General features: G+C 69.5%; 14 protein-coding genes. 4 read left to right on the top strand and 10 right to left on the bottom strand.

What is annotated here, in order from left to right:
- Position 1 precedes the first annotated feature (1 nt).
- The 6 genes from BMZ83_RS06070 to BMZ83_RS06045 form a co-directional block, all read right to left on the bottom strand.
- Positions 2–208, bottom strand: coding sequence for a hypothetical protein (locus tag BMZ83_RS06070; protein WP_074876683.1), 207 nt, complete (start codon positions 206–208; stop codon positions 2–4).
- A 167-nt stretch (positions 209–375) separates the two neighbouring features.
- A complete protein-coding gene (gene hisS / locus BMZ83_RS06065) occupies positions 376–1,686 on the bottom strand; it encodes a histidine--tRNA ligase (protein ID WP_074876681.1) in 1,311 nt (436 codons plus the stop codon).
- Positions 1,687–1,723: 37 nt separating this feature from the next.
- The gene (locus tag BMZ83_RS06060) at positions 1,724–2,314 is read right to left on the bottom strand and encodes a DUF7411 family protein (RefSeq protein ID WP_074876679.1); all 591 of its coding nucleotides are present in this window, start codon (positions 2,312–2,314) and stop codon (positions 1,724–1,726) included.
- Positions 2,314–2,664, bottom strand: coding sequence for a DNA-binding protein (locus BMZ83_RS06055; protein WP_074876677.1), 351 nt, complete (start codon positions 2,662–2,664; stop codon positions 2,314–2,316). Before BMZ83_RS06055 ends, BMZ83_RS06060 begins: the two co-directional genes overlap by 1 nt.
- Positions 2,665–2,707: 43 nt before the next feature.
- The gene (locus tag BMZ83_RS06050) at positions 2,708–3,163 is read right to left on the bottom strand and encodes a 30S ribosomal protein S19e (RefSeq protein ID WP_074876675.1); all 456 of its coding nucleotides are present in this window, start codon (positions 3,161–3,163) and stop codon (positions 2,708–2,710) included.
- A 58-nt stretch (positions 3,164–3,221) separates the two neighbouring features.
- Complete coding sequence (locus tag BMZ83_RS06045) at positions 3,222–4,256, bottom strand: lysylphosphatidylglycerol synthase transmembrane domain-containing protein (protein ID WP_074876673.1); 1,035 nt, start codon at positions 4,254–4,256, stop codon at positions 3,222–3,224.
- 89 nt (positions 4,257–4,345) lie between these two features.
- Here BMZ83_RS06045 and thiL point away from each other — a divergent pair, with 89 nt between their 5' ends.
- Positions 4,346–5,227 carry a thiamine-phosphate kinase gene (gene thiL, locus BMZ83_RS06040; protein ID WP_074876671.1) on the top strand — a complete coding sequence of 294 codons (882 nt, stop codon included), beginning with the start codon at positions 4,346–4,348 and terminating at the stop codon, positions 5,225–5,227.
- A 29-nt stretch (positions 5,228–5,256) separates the two neighbouring features.
- On the opposite strand, the gene BMZ83_RS06035 is transcribed toward thiL, so the two are convergent.
- The 3 genes from BMZ83_RS06035 to BMZ83_RS06025 all read right to left on the bottom strand — a co-directional run bounded on the left by BMZ83_RS06035 (position 5,257) and on the right by BMZ83_RS06025 (position 7,845).
- Positions 5,257–6,402, bottom strand: a complete 1,146-nt coding sequence (locus BMZ83_RS06035) for a site-2 protease family protein (protein ID WP_074876669.1) — start codon at positions 6,400–6,402, stop codon at positions 5,257–5,259.
- 140 nt (positions 6,403–6,542) lie between these two features.
- Positions 6,543–6,806: a DUF7123 family protein gene (locus tag BMZ83_RS06030; protein ID WP_049979794.1), complete on the bottom strand. Its 264-nt coding sequence runs from the start codon at positions 6,804–6,806 to the stop codon at positions 6,543–6,545.
- Positions 6,807–7,062: 256 nt separating this feature from the next.
- Positions 7,063–7,845, bottom strand: a complete 783-nt coding sequence (locus BMZ83_RS06025) for a molybdopterin synthase (protein WP_074876667.1) — start codon at positions 7,843–7,845, stop codon at positions 7,063–7,065.
- A 92-nt stretch (positions 7,846–7,937) separates the two neighbouring features.
- Here BMZ83_RS06025 and pyrH point away from each other — a divergent pair, with 92 nt between their 5' ends.
- The 3 genes from pyrH to BMZ83_RS06010 are packed head-to-tail and all read left to right on the top strand — an operon-like array spanning position 7,938 to position 12,261.
- Complete coding sequence (gene pyrH, locus BMZ83_RS06020) at positions 7,938–8,660, top strand: UMP kinase (RefSeq protein WP_074876665.1); 723 nt, start codon at positions 7,938–7,940, stop codon at positions 8,658–8,660.
- Positions 8,653–10,353 carry a lysine--tRNA ligase gene (lysS, locus tag BMZ83_RS06015; RefSeq protein ID WP_074876663.1) on the top strand — a complete coding sequence of 567 codons (1,701 nt, stop codon included), beginning with the start codon at positions 8,653–8,655 and terminating at the stop codon, positions 10,351–10,353. Before pyrH ends, lysS begins: the two co-directional genes overlap by 8 nt.
- Before the next feature lie 54 nt (positions 10,354–10,407).
- The gene (locus BMZ83_RS06010; protein WP_074876661.1) at positions 10,408–12,261 is read left to right on the top strand and encodes a site-2 protease family protein; all 1,854 of its coding nucleotides are present in this window, start codon (positions 10,408–10,410) and stop codon (positions 12,259–12,261) included.
- Positions 12,262–12,299: 38 nt separating this feature from the next.
- Here BMZ83_RS06010 and BMZ83_RS06005 read toward each other — a convergent pair whose 3' ends face one another.
- On the bottom strand, positions 12,300–12,824 hold the full coding sequence (locus tag BMZ83_RS06005; RefSeq protein ID WP_074876659.1) for a PadR family transcriptional regulator: 525 nt from the start codon (positions 12,822–12,824) through the stop codon (positions 12,300–12,302).
- Positions 12,825–12,956 lie beyond the last annotated feature (132 nt).

The raw sequence follows: 12,956 nt of genomic DNA, 5'->3' as shown, positions 1-12,956 counted from the left end.
GTCAGCCCAGGAACGTCGTCACGATCCAGAGCGCACCGAGTATCACCGACGCGATCAGCACGAGCTTCCAGGCGATACTGAGGACCACCCGACCGACGACGATGACGACGGCGATGACGAGCAGCAACACCAGTGCCTGTCCGATCGGCCCCTCCGGGATCGGGAGTTGGAGTAACGCCAGCGACAGCGCAGGCAGTGTGTTAGACATGCACGGAGATGGATCTCGCGGGGGCATAACTCTGGGGGCCGAGTTCACGTAGGATGGCGTGACCAGCCCCTGCGTGCGCTGACCACAACCGCGCGGGGTACGAGGCGGAAGCGTGACGACCCCCGCGCGGAGCGATCCGTCACCTGTTCGCCGACGAACAGCGGCGCCTACGCGACGTCCTCGTAGCGTGGCTGTTCGCGATCGCCGGGGAAGTCGTCGACGGGGACGGTGGTTTGGTCGCCGCTTTCCATCTCCTTGATCGTCACCTCGTCGTTCGCGAGGTCCTGCTCGCCGACGATCACGACGGTCTCGGCGTTGATCGAGTCGGCGTAGCCCATCTGGGCGCCGAAGCTCCGGTCGGACACGTCGGTCTCGACGACGTTCCCCCCCGCCCGGAGCTCCCGGGCGATCCGGGCGGCGACTTCGCGGGTGTCGCCGACCGTGAGGACGTAGTAGTCAGTCGAGATCTCCTCGTCGGGGAAGACGCCCGCCTCCTGGAGCAGCAGCGGCAGCGTCGAGTTCATCACGCCCGGCGCGACGCCCACGGCGGGGGTGGGCTTGCCGCCGAAGGACTCGATCAGGTCGTCGTAGCGGCCGCCGCCGAAGATGGCCCGGGAGACGCGGTCCTCGGTGTCGAAGCACTCGAAGACGACGCCGGTGTAGTAGTCGAGCCCCCGCGCCGTCCGGAGGGAGACCTCACAGTGCTCCCGGACGCCGAAGTCCTCGGTCGCGTCGAGCACCGCCTGCAGGTTCTCGACGGCGGCGGTGAGTTTCGGCCGGTCGACCTCGGCCAGCAGCGCGTCCAGGTCCCCGTTCCCGGCCGCGAGCAGGTCGTCGAACGCCTCGGCGTCCTCGATGGAGAGGCCGGCGTCGGCCAGCAGCCCGAGGTACTCGGCACGGTCGACCTTCTCGCTCTTGTCGACCGCCCGGATCGCCGCCTGCACGTCGACGTCCTCGTCGAAGGAACGCAGGAGTTCGCCGAGGATGTCCCGGTGGGAGACCCGGAACTCGAACTCCGAGGCGGGCAGGCCGAGTTCGGTCAGCATGTCGCCCGCGAAGGCGAGGATCTCCGCGTCGGCCTCGGGCGCCTCGGAGCCGAAGATGTCGACGTTCGTCTGGTAGAACTCCCGGAAGCGGCCCTGCTGGACCTGCTCGTAGCGCCAGAACGGACGCGTCGAGAACCACTTGATCGGCTTCGAGAGCGCCTGCTGTTTGGCGACGACCATCCGCGCGACCGTCGGCGTCAGTTCGGGGGTGAGCGACACCTCCCGACCACCCTTGTCGGTGAAGTTGTACAGTTCGTCGACGATCCCCTCGCCGGACTTGTCGACGTACATCTGGACGTCCTCCAGCGCGGGCGTGGCGATCTCCCGGAACCCGTAGCGGCGAGCAACCCCCTCGGTCGTGTCGATGACCGCGCGCCTGGCGGCCATCTCGTCGGGGTAGAAGTCCTTGAACCCCTTCAGCCGGTCGTACATGACCCAGCGTTCCGGGCGCCGGCGCTTGAATCCTGTGTTAGGCCAGTCCGCGGACGATCGTCTGATCGTGCTCGGGGAACACGGTCGCGACGGCCTCCTCGCCGCCGCGCTCGCGGATGAGCTCCCGGAGCTCGCCCTCGTAGTCGGCGCGGGCGATCTCCTCGCTCGGCCCGGTCTCCACGTCGAGTTCCCGTTCGACCAGTCGGTCGACGGCGCCGCGGCCGAACCCCGCCAGCGGCGAGAGGTAGTCGATCCCGTGGCGGTCCTCGAGGCTCTGGGCGGTCGCGCGTGAGACGGTCGGAACGCGGTCGTCACGACGGGTGCCGTCGGCGACGGCGACCACGTCGCGTTCGGCGACGACTTCGAGCGCGTGCTCGTGGACGCGCTGGATCCCGTTGCGGGGGTAACCGTCCTCGAGCATGCGGTCGACGGCCTCCTCGGCGACCTCGCGGTCGAGTTCGACCGTGTCGAAGGGGAACCCCAGCGCGTCGGCGGCGCTGCGGGCGTTCTCGAACTCCTCGGTGACGCCGAAGTGGGCGGTCACGAGCGTCACGTCGTAGAAGCGATCGAGCGTCAGCGCCGCGAGCGAGGAGTCCTTGCCGCCGCTGTAGAGAAGCGCCAGTTCCATCAGCGCCGGCGGATGTCGAAGCTCTTCTCGTCGGGCTTCAGCTCGCGGAGGATCTCCTTCATCCGGTCCTCGTCGATCTTCCCCTGGAGGCGCCCGCTCTGGGCCAGCGCGGTCACCTGCTGTTTGACCTTCTCCGCGAACTCGGGCTTGCTCATCTCGACGGCGTTGAGCCGCTGACGGGCGTCGTCGGTGAGGTACTGCTTCAGCAGCGCGTCCTGCTGGGCCTTCGCGCGCTCCTGTTGCTCCTGTGCGGCCTGCTGGGCCTCCTCGTCGCCGGCCTGGTCCTGTAGCTCTTCGAGTCGCTCCTGGCGAAGCTGTTCGATCCGGTCCTCGTCGGGGTTACCACTCATGGGCGTGTATTACTGCTCTCCGCGCAAAACGGTTGCGGCGTCCTCAGGCGTACTTCTGGAGCTCCGGCCGGTCGAGGTCCTCGAGCGTCTCGCCCGCGACGGTGTCGAGCAGGCTCTGGCCCTCGTCGGTCACGCGTCGACCCTCACCCTTGGCCGTCTCCACGAGGCCCTCCTCCTCGAGCTGCTGGAGCGCGACCCGGATGATCTTCCGGGAGCCGCCGGTGTGTTCGTTGCCGGAGACGCGGTAACGCGTCGTCCCCTTCTTCGAGCCGCCGTACTCCGTCGCGAGTCGCTCGACGCCGACGGGACCGCGGATCGCCACCTTCCGCAGGAGGCTGGCCGTACGGACCTGCCAGAAGTCCTCCTGCTGGGGCGGGAGTTCACGGTCGACGCCGGTCTTGGTGAACTCCACCCAGTCGGGTTCCTCGATGCGGCCGTCGAGCTCCTCGGCGAGGGCCTCGAGGAGGTCCTCTGCCGGAACGTCGTAGAGGGTTACCATAGGGAGGAATTCTTTCCTGTTCCGGATAAACCCATCGTATCGGTGTCCACGCGGCGTGTCAGGCGCCGGCACGGGCGCCCGCCCCGACGGTCCCCATCACCACGCCGCCGATCGCGATCGGCACCCAGAACACCGCGCCGCGGTAGATCACCACCGCCGCGAGCGCGACCGACTCCGTCACCGCCGGCAGCGGCGCCGCCACGAGCAGGAAGACGAGCACCGCCTCGATCCCGCCGGCGCCGCCGGGCAGCGGCGTCATCCCCGCGATGGCGCCGATGGGGACGACGAACATCACCACCGGCAGGCTCACCGGGACGCCGATGGCCTGGAACGCCAGCCAGAGCCCCGACATCTGGAGGAACCAGCCCAGCGCGGAGAACCCCAGCGCGAGCGCGAGCCCCCGCGGGCTGGTCGCGACCCGTTCGATGGCCGCGAAGAAGTGGCCGACGCGGCGCTCGATGGCGTCCCGTCCCGGGTCGGTCGCGCGCGGAACGTACTCGCCGGCGACCCGCGAGACGCGGGCAGCGGCGGTCACGACGGCCGCCTGGACGCGCTCGTGGTTCCGCCACGCGAAGGCGAGGGCGCCGACGACCGCGACGGTGAGGCCGACGACGACGACCGCCGCGGACTCCAGCCGCGTGTTGAACGTCGTCTCGGTCGCGAAGTAGCCCATTCCCAGCAGCGCCAGCGTGATCGAGGGGACGAAGTTGAGCGTGTCGACGCTCGCGATGGCGGCCAGTCCGGTGCCGTACTCGGTGTCTGTCACCTCGGAGATCAGCAGCGCGGTGACGGGTTCGCCCCCGGCCTGTCCGAAGGGGGTGACGTTGTTGTTGAACGTCGCGCCCGCGAACACGAGGAACGTCTTGAGCGGTGAGACGGCCGTTCCGAGCACGTCGAGGACGATGTGCAGCGCCATCCCCCACGCGAACAGCCAGCCGACGGTGACCACGACGACCAGCCCCACGGTCGAGGTGTCGGCGTCGCGGAGGGTTCGGAGCAGGTCGCCGACGCCAACGAAGTAGAGCAACACCGCGAGCACGGTGATCGCCGCGACGAAGCCAACCAGGGTCGTCTTGAGCTGGTCGGTTTCCATGCGTCTGGAAACTCCCGGCGCGCGTTTCAAGCCTCCGATGACGGCCATCGACGCCGGCCCTTTATCGGCGCTCACGACCACCCGGGCGTATGGACGAGCGAAGCGCGCTGGCGATGCTGTCGACCGCCCTCCCCGGCGCCGGCGACGACGCCGCGGTCGTCGGCGACCTCGCGATCACGACCGACATGCTCCACGAGCGCTCCGACTTCCCCGCGGGAACGACCCGCGAGACCGCCGGCTGGCGGGCGGTCGGCGCGTCGCTCTCCGATCTCGCGGCGATGGGCGCCGACGCGACCTGTGCGGTCGCGGTCTACGCCGCCCCCGCGTTCGAGGAGGCCGAACTCTCGGCGTTCGTCCGGGGCGCGAGCGAGGTCTGCGAGCGCGTCGACGCCGAGTACGTCGGCGGTGATCTGGACGAGCACACGGAGTTCACGACCGCCACGACCGCCGTCGGCCACGTCGAGGACCCGATCTACCGGGACGGCGCGGCCCCGGGAGACGCGGTCTGCGTGACGGGCGAACTCGGCCGGACGGCGGCCGGGCTCCGGAAGTTCGCAGCGGACGACGCCGAAGCCGGGAACGACCTGTTCCGGTTCACGCCCCGCGTCGCCGCCGGCCGCGCGCTCCGGGGGCACACGAGCGCCATGATGGACTCCAGCGACGGGCTCGCGCGCTCGCTCCACCAGTTGGCCGAAGCGAGCGACTGCGGGTTCGAGATCGAGTGGGACCGGCTCCCGGTCCACCCGGCCGTCGACGCCGTCGCCGACGACGAGGCCGACCGCCGGGAGTGTGCCGCCCACGTCGGCGAGGACTTCGAACTCGTGTTCACGACGCCCGATCCCGCCGCCGCGGTGGCGGCCGTCGAGGCGACCGGCACCGACGCGACGGTGATCGGCGAGGCGACCGAGAGCGGCGTGGTCGCGGACGGCGATGCGCTACCGGACCGAGGGTACACGCACGGCGAGCACTGAGGTTCGGGGAGTGATCGGCGGCCGCCGGCTCAGACGGTCGCGATCTCGATCGGGACCGGGAGGAAACAGAGCGCCCCGAGCCCGAACGTCAGCGCGGCCACGAGGGTGCGCTTCCAGCCCAGCGGCGTCTCGTCGACGGGGTCCGCGGAGCCGCCGAAGGAGACGAGCAGGGTGATGAACCCCCAGAGGATCCAGAGGCCGACCGAGTTCTGCATCCCCATGTCGCGGACGTACCAGAGGTAGCCCGCGAGCGCGAACAGGGCGCCGGGGACCAGCGCCGCGACGGTCTCCTGGCGCCGACCCAGCAGCGCCCGCGTGATGTGGCCGCCGTCGAGTTGGCCGACCGGGAGCAGGTTCAAGACGGTGAAGAACATCCCGATCCAGCCGCCCATCACGACGGGGTGAACCGCCTTCGTGGGGTCGCCGTAGGTGGTCGGCTGCCCCAGCAGGTCGGCGATCAGGGTCAGCAGTGGTGGATTGTGGAAGATGATCGCCTCACCGCTTCCCGCCAGCACGCGCTGGGGGACCGACATCGGGTCCAGCGAGACGCCGATGGCGGTGACGACGACCGTCGCGAACAGCCCAGCCAGCGGGCCGGCGGCACCGATGTCCAACAGCGCCTCGCGGTCGGGGATCCGGCTCCGCATCCGGATCACCGCGCCCATCGTGCCGAAGGGGATGTAGAACGGGATCACGTAGGGGAGGCTCACGTCGACGCCGTGCCGGCGCCCGGCGACGTAGTGGCCCATCTCGTGGGTCAACAGCACGCCCAGCACCGCGGCGGTGAACGGCCACGCCTCCAGCACGCGGAGCGGGTTCTCGGCGATCGCCGAGAGCGGGATGTAGTACCAGACGGTCGCGCCCACGAACATCGTCGACACGATCGTCGCGAACAGCAGCGCGACGTTGGTGGTGGGGTTCGTCTCGGAAGTCGTAGATGCGCCGAAGGGGCGAGCGATCAGTACGTCGTTGCCCGCCTCGTCGACCGAGAACCGGAGGTCGTACCCCGCCGCCTCGAAGGCGGGCCGCAGCTCCTCGGCGAGCCGGGAGCGCGGGACCAGTGACTCGCCGTGGTAGCGGATCCGCTCGCCGTCTCGTCGGACCGCCGTCAGGTGGAACCACGTCTCGAGCGCCTCCGGGCGGGGGACCTCCTCGGACCCGGACCTATCTGCCATCAATCGCGATTACCGACGCTCGCGCATAAGGCTTGGTACGGGAGAAGAGGGAACCGAACGGAGGGCGTTCGGCGACTGTCAGTGGGGACCGCCGGCGTCGCGTCGCCCGGCGGCGTGGGTATCGAGACTGTACGGATCGGTCAGGCCGTCTCGACGCGCCACGTGGTCGCGCTCGTGTACGACCACTTCTCGACCTCGAGGTCGGAGGCGGCGTCGCTGAGCTTCACCATCAGCGCGCCGATCTCCTTGGGCGAGAGGTCGACGTCGTCGGCGATGAACTTCGACTTGAAGTACATCTCGCCGTCCTCGGCCTTCTCGCGGAGGTAGCGCGTGAGGCGCTCCTCTTTCGAGAGATCGTCGGTCGCGGTCACGCCGTCGGTGGAGGGATTCCGGGTTGCGCTCATTGGTGTTCGCCTCACTCAGGCCCACGACCTTTGGGGGGATATAAATTCCAGACCGTCCGCCGGAATTCGAACCGTTTCAGACGGATTGAGGCGTGAAATCGGCGTGAAACGTATCGTTAACGAGCGCATGAAAATCGCCGAGACGTTTTACAAACAGTTTTGAGCCGGTAATATCGTCCTATCCCCGGGCGGGAGAGGGATCCAGGTCCGAGCGTCGAAACCGGGGCGCAAGCGCGCTCGGTGCCCCGGGGCGGCCTCACGCGCGGTCGTGGACCCAGAACTCCTCGTCCTCAGTCGTCTCCTTCTTGAACAGCGGCACCTCGTCTTTCAGCCGGTCGATCCCGTCCTCGACCGTCCGGAACGCCTCGCGGCGGTGGCCCGCAAGCACGACGACGAACACGATGTCCTCGCCGTCGACGACGACGCCGGTCCGGTGGTGGAAGAGCACCTCGAAGACGCCCTCGCGCTCCTCGAGTTCGGCGGCGATGTCGGCCATCCGCTGCTCGGCGACGCCCTCGTACTTCTCGAACTTGAGGTGGGTCGTGCGGCTGTCGTCCTCGGCGTCCTTCGCCCGCACCCGTCCGGTGAACGTCGCGATGGCGCCCGAACGCTCCGCGAGCGGCGACCGTTTGGCTTCCGCGACGAGCGCCTCCAGGGTGACGTAGGGGTCGAGTTCGGCGAGTTCGGCGGCGAGGTCGCCGGGATCGAGGTCGCTCGCGTCGGCGACTCGCCGGAGCACGTCGCCCGGTACCTCCGCGTCGCCGATCACGACCGTCGGGAGCCGGAGTTTGGAGAACCCGGAGATCACGGCGTAGTCGTACTCGGCCGCGAGATCGGCGAGCAGGTTCGCGAAGGAGCGATCGTCGCCCGAGCCAGTCCAGTCGCCGTTCTCGCTCAGTTCGAACCGGCCGTCGGCGTCGTTCGGGGCGTCGTCGACCGACTCGGTTCGGCCGACGGTGGCGACCCGGCCGTCGAGACGGGCGGCGACCGCGTCCCGAACCTCGGCGGCGCCGGGACCGACGATGGAGAGACTCTGCATACCTGTGAGGCGGAGGGGGACGGGCTTAGGCCTTTTCTCGCGGCGACGCCCGACCACCGCCCTTAAGAGCGCCACCGCCGGAACCTCACCTAATGCGAGTCGTCGTCTCTATCGGGGGTAGCGTGCTCGCGCCCGGGCTCGACCCCGAGCGCGTCGAAGGGTTCGCCGACGCCCTGCAGACGCTCTCGTCGGAGGGCTGTGAGCTGGGCGCGGTCGTCGGCGGGGGGACCGTCGCGAGACAGTACATCGGCGCCGCCCGCGAGTTGGCGGCCAACGAGTTCCAACTCGACGAGTTGGGGATCGGCGTCACGCGGCTCAACGCCCGGCTGCTCATCGCGGCGATGGGGCACGGCGTCCAGCGGACGCCCGCGACCAGTTACGACGAGGCGGGCGAAGCCATCCGGCGGGGCGACACGACCGTCATGGGCGGGATCACGCCCGGCCAGACCACCGACGCCGTCGCCGCAGCGCTCGCCGAGTACGTCGACGCCGAACTGCTGGTGTTCGCGACCAGCGCCGACGGCGTCTACAGCGCCGACCCCGAGGAGGACGACGACGCCGAACAGTACGGCCAGCTCACCCCCAGCGAACTGGTCGAAGTGATCGCGCCGATGGAGCGTGGCGCCGGCGCCTCCGCCCCGGTCGACCTGCTGGCGGCGAAACTCATCCAGCGCTCCTCGCTGCGCACGATCGTCCTCGACGGCACCGACCCCCAGGCCGTCGTCGACGCCGTCCTGCGCGGCGACCACACCGGCACCGACATCGTCCCCACCGGCGAGACGGACGTACCCACCTACTGGACCCAGCATGAGTAGCGAACGGACCCCCGACCAGGACGCCGACGCCGTCGGCCCTTCCTCCGGGCCGACCGCCGGCAGCGACGCCGGCGAGGGCGGCGGCGAGGACGAGTTCCACGCGTTCTGGGCCGACGCGGTCGCCGACGAGATCGAGGCCCGCGACCCCGACGATCCGATCGTGATCAAGGGCGGCGTCTCCCCCTCGGGGATCCCCCACCTTGGTCACTTCAACGAGATCATCCGGGGCCACTTCGTCGCCGAAGTGCTCCGCGAGCGCGGGCACGAGGTCCGGCAGGTGTTCACCTCCGACGACCGCGACCCGCTGCGGAAACTCCCGCGACGGCTCGCCGACGCCGACTGGAACGTCGTCGAACTCGGCGCGGTCGACGCCGGCGCGCTGGGGAAGAACCTCGGCAAGCCCTACACCGCGATTCCGGATCCCTTCGGCGACTGCCACGAGTCCTACGGCGAACACTTCGCGGACCTCCTTTCGCAGGCTGCCGACATGGTCGACGTGCCCGTCGAAGTGCTTTCGAACACCGAACTCTACGAGACCGGCGAGTTCGAGCCCGAGATCAGGACGATCCTCGAGAACGTCGACACGGCGCGGGAGGTGCTCTCGGCGTACCAGGACTCCGTCGACGAGACCTACTCCCCGTTCCGCGTCGTCTGCGAGGAGTGTGGCATCGTCACCACCGAGGTGGCCGTCACGGATCTGGACGCGGGGCTCGTCGAGTACGAGTGTACGGGGATCACCGCGGGCGATCGCGAGATCGAGGGCTGTGGCCACCACGGCGAGGCGACGCTGCGGGATGGCAAGCTCTCCTGGCGCTTCGAGTGGCCCGCGCAGTGGAGCCTGCTCGGCGTCGACTTCGAGCCGTTCGGCAAGGATCACGCCGAGGGCTCGTGGCCCTCCGGCGAGGACATCGCCCGGAACGTCCTCGGGATCGAGCCCCCGGTGCCGATGACCTACGAGTGGTTCACGCTCAACGGCGAGCCGCTCTCCTCCTCCGAGGGGAACGTCGTCACCGTCCCGGAGGTGCTCGACCTGCTCGAACCCGAGGTGCTGCGGTACTTCTTCGCGCTCGACCCGAACAAGGCCCGGGACTTCGACATCTCCCGGCTCGACCAACTGGTCGACGACTTCGACCGCTTCGAGCGGGCCTACTTCGGCGATGTCGACGACGAGGAACTGACGCGGTTCGCCGAGCGGGCGTACCCGTTCGTGGTGGAGGAGGTGCGCGAGGACCGCATCCGCCTGCCCTACACGTTCGCGGCGGTGCTGGGGATGGTCGAGGACCGCGACCTGCGCGTCCGGATGGCCCGCAACGAGGGCCACATCCCCGAGGACGCCGACGACGACGCCGTCGAGAACGCGCTCGAGCGTGTCGAGAAGGCCCGCTCCTGGGCCGAGCGGTGTGACAACGCCTACAACTACCGGCTCCAGCCCGACCTGCCGGACGTGGACCTCGACGACGACGAGGCGGCGGCGCTCGACGACCTCGCCGACTTCGTCGCCGCGGGCCACGGCGGCGAGGCGATTCAGGGCGAGATCTACGAACTCGCCGAGGCCCACGGCCTGGGGACCAGCGACCTGTTCGCCGCGGGTTACCGCCTGTTCTTCGACAAGACGCAGGGCCCGCGCCTCGGCGAGTTCCTCGGCGAACTCGACCGGTCGTTCGTGGTCGAGCGGCTCCGTCGCGAGGGCTGATCGACGCCCCGGGACCCGAACGCATTTGCCCGGGCGGACCGGACTCTCGAGCAGATGATCGACGGGCTGCTTCAGGCTGTTCCCGCTTTCGGCCCGCTAACCTGGGTGTTGATCGGCGTCACCGCCTACACGCTCGTGGCGTACTGGCTCGACGGCCGGGGCTATATCCCCGACTCGATCAGCCTCTCGGGGCCGATCACGACGATTCACACCAAGCGCGGCCGGGCGTTTCTGAACTGGCTCGCCGGCCCCAAGCGGTTCTGGCGGGCCTGGACCAACGTCGGGCTCGGCGTGACGCTGGTGATCATGGTCGGGATGTTCGTCCTGCTGCTCCAACAGGGGCGCTCGATCCTCCAGAACCCGCCGGCGCCGACGCCGGTGAACGAGCCCGCGAACGTGCTGGTGATCCCCGGCGTCAACGACTTCCTCCCGCTGTCGGTCGCCCCCGAGATCCTCGCCGGGCTGCTGATCGGCCTCGTCGTCCACGAGGGCGGCCACGGCCTGCTCTGTCGGGTCGGGAACATCGACATCGATTCGATGGGGCTAGTCACGCTGGGGTTCCTCCCCATCGGCGCGTTCGTCGAACCCGACGAGGAGAGCCAGCGGACGGCCAACCGCGGCGCCCGCGCCCGGATGTTCGCCGCCGGCGTCACGAACAACTACGCGATCACGATCCTCGCTTTCGCCCTGCTGCTCGGGCCGGTCGTCGGCTCGATCGGCGTCGCCTCCGGCGCCGCGATCGGGGGGGTCCCACCCGGTTCCCCAGCCGACGACGCCGGCATCGAGCCCGGGGACCGGATCGTGATGGCCGGCGACCGGGAGATCGGGAACGCCAGCGAACTCGACGCCTACCTCGCGACGAGCACCGCGGGCGAGGTGACGATCCGACTGGGCGACGGCACCGAGACGACCGTCGAGCGGTCGCTGCTCGTCACCAGACTCCACGGCGGGTCGCCGTTCGACCGCGAGGGCGCGGCGGGGATCGACGTGAACGACACGATCACCGCCGTCAACGGCACGGAGGTCCGCACCGAGCGCGGCTTCCGCGAGGCGATCGGGAACCGGACGGTCGTCGAACTCCGGACCGACGACGGGCGGACGACGACCGCGCCGATGGGTGTGATCGTGCGAGCGACCTCGCCCGACCTTCCGGGCGTCGGCGGCTCGGCCGAGGACCACCCGCTCAACGCCTCCGGCTTCCCGGCGCAGGACTCCTTCACCGTGCTCAGCATCGCCGGCGAGTCGACGCACACGCCCGCCGACGTGACCGCCGCCCTCGACGGCCGTGAGGCGGGCGAGCCGATCGAGGTCGTGGCCGTCGTCGACGGCGAGCGCCGGACCGAGACGGTGACCCTCGCCGCTGACTACCGCGAGGGCGAGGCCGGCGGCTACCTCGGCATCTCGCCGCTCGCGAGCTACGGCGGGATCCAGACGAGCAGTCTCGGCGTCGACAGCTACCCGGCCGCCGAGTTCCTCGGGCTGTTGACCGGTGGCGGCGAGACGGCGATCGGCGGGGGGTCGCTTATCGGGGCGACGCTGGTGATCCTGCTGCTCCCCTTCATCGGCGCCGTCGGCGGCGCCCAGTACAACTTCGCGGGCTTCGTCGCGGTCAACCGGAACTTCTACGAGGTGACCGGGCCGCTCGAACCGCTCGGTGGCGGGGTGTTCCTGCTCGCGAACCTGCTGTTCTGGACCGGGTGGATCAACCTCAACCTCGCCTTCTTCAACTGCATCCCCGGCTACCCGCTCGACGGCGGGCGGATCCTCCGGGCCTGCGTCGAGGCGGTGGTCTCGCGGCTCCCGATCGAGGACAAACACGCCGCCACGCGGGCGGTGACGACGAGCGTGGGGCTGGCGATGCTGGCCTCGCTGCTGCTCGTGGTGTTCGGGCCGCAACTGCTCAACTGAGCTGAGAACCGTCCTTTTCGGTGGCGCGGGCGTCGACGCTAGTTGGGGTCCTCCTCGACGTTCATCCGCTCGTAGAACTCCTCGGGGGTGTCCTCGATGCGCTCGAAGTCGTCGAAGTAGTACTCGTGGTGGCGGACCACCTGCTCGCAGATCCACCGGGAGAACGTCTCGTCGAAGCGCCAGTGTTCCGCGGGCTGTTCCACGTCGAAGCGTTCGTCGGTGGCGAAGGCGACGTAGACGTGGTAGAACCCGAGGATCACGTCGGCGAACTCCCGGGCCTTGGCGCCAGTCTCGACGCGCTTCTCCGCGAGTTCCTCCTCGCCCTCGGGGGTGAGCTCGAAGTACTTCCGGTCGGGCTCGTCCTCGCGTTCGATCCGCTCGGCCCAACCGTTGTCCTCGAACTTGTAGAGGATCGGGTACACCGATCCGTAGGAGGGCTCCCAGTGTCCGCCGCTGATGTCGCCGATCTCCTTGAGGATCTCGTAGCCGTAACGGGGTTTCTCCTCGAGGAGTTCGAGCACGATGTACGAGATGAGGCCTTTCGGGGGGCCGCTCTTCCGCATCGTTCAGCGTACCGTGGAGGCTCTTCGAAAGGGTTTCGGTTCGAGAGTCGGCGCTTCAGCGTCGCACGCGGCCGTCCGTGCGACGCGTGGCGGGCGCTCGGCCGCGCCCACGCGTGCAAGCGCGCTAACACG

This window comes from Halolamina pelagica, from assembly GCF_900115675.1.
In the GTDB taxonomy this organism is placed as follows: Archaea; Halobacteriota; Halobacteria; order Halobacteriales; family Haloferacaceae; genus Halolamina; species Halolamina pelagica.
Note: the sequence above shows the minus strand (reverse complement) of the source record. Positions and strands in the feature narration are given on the sequence as shown.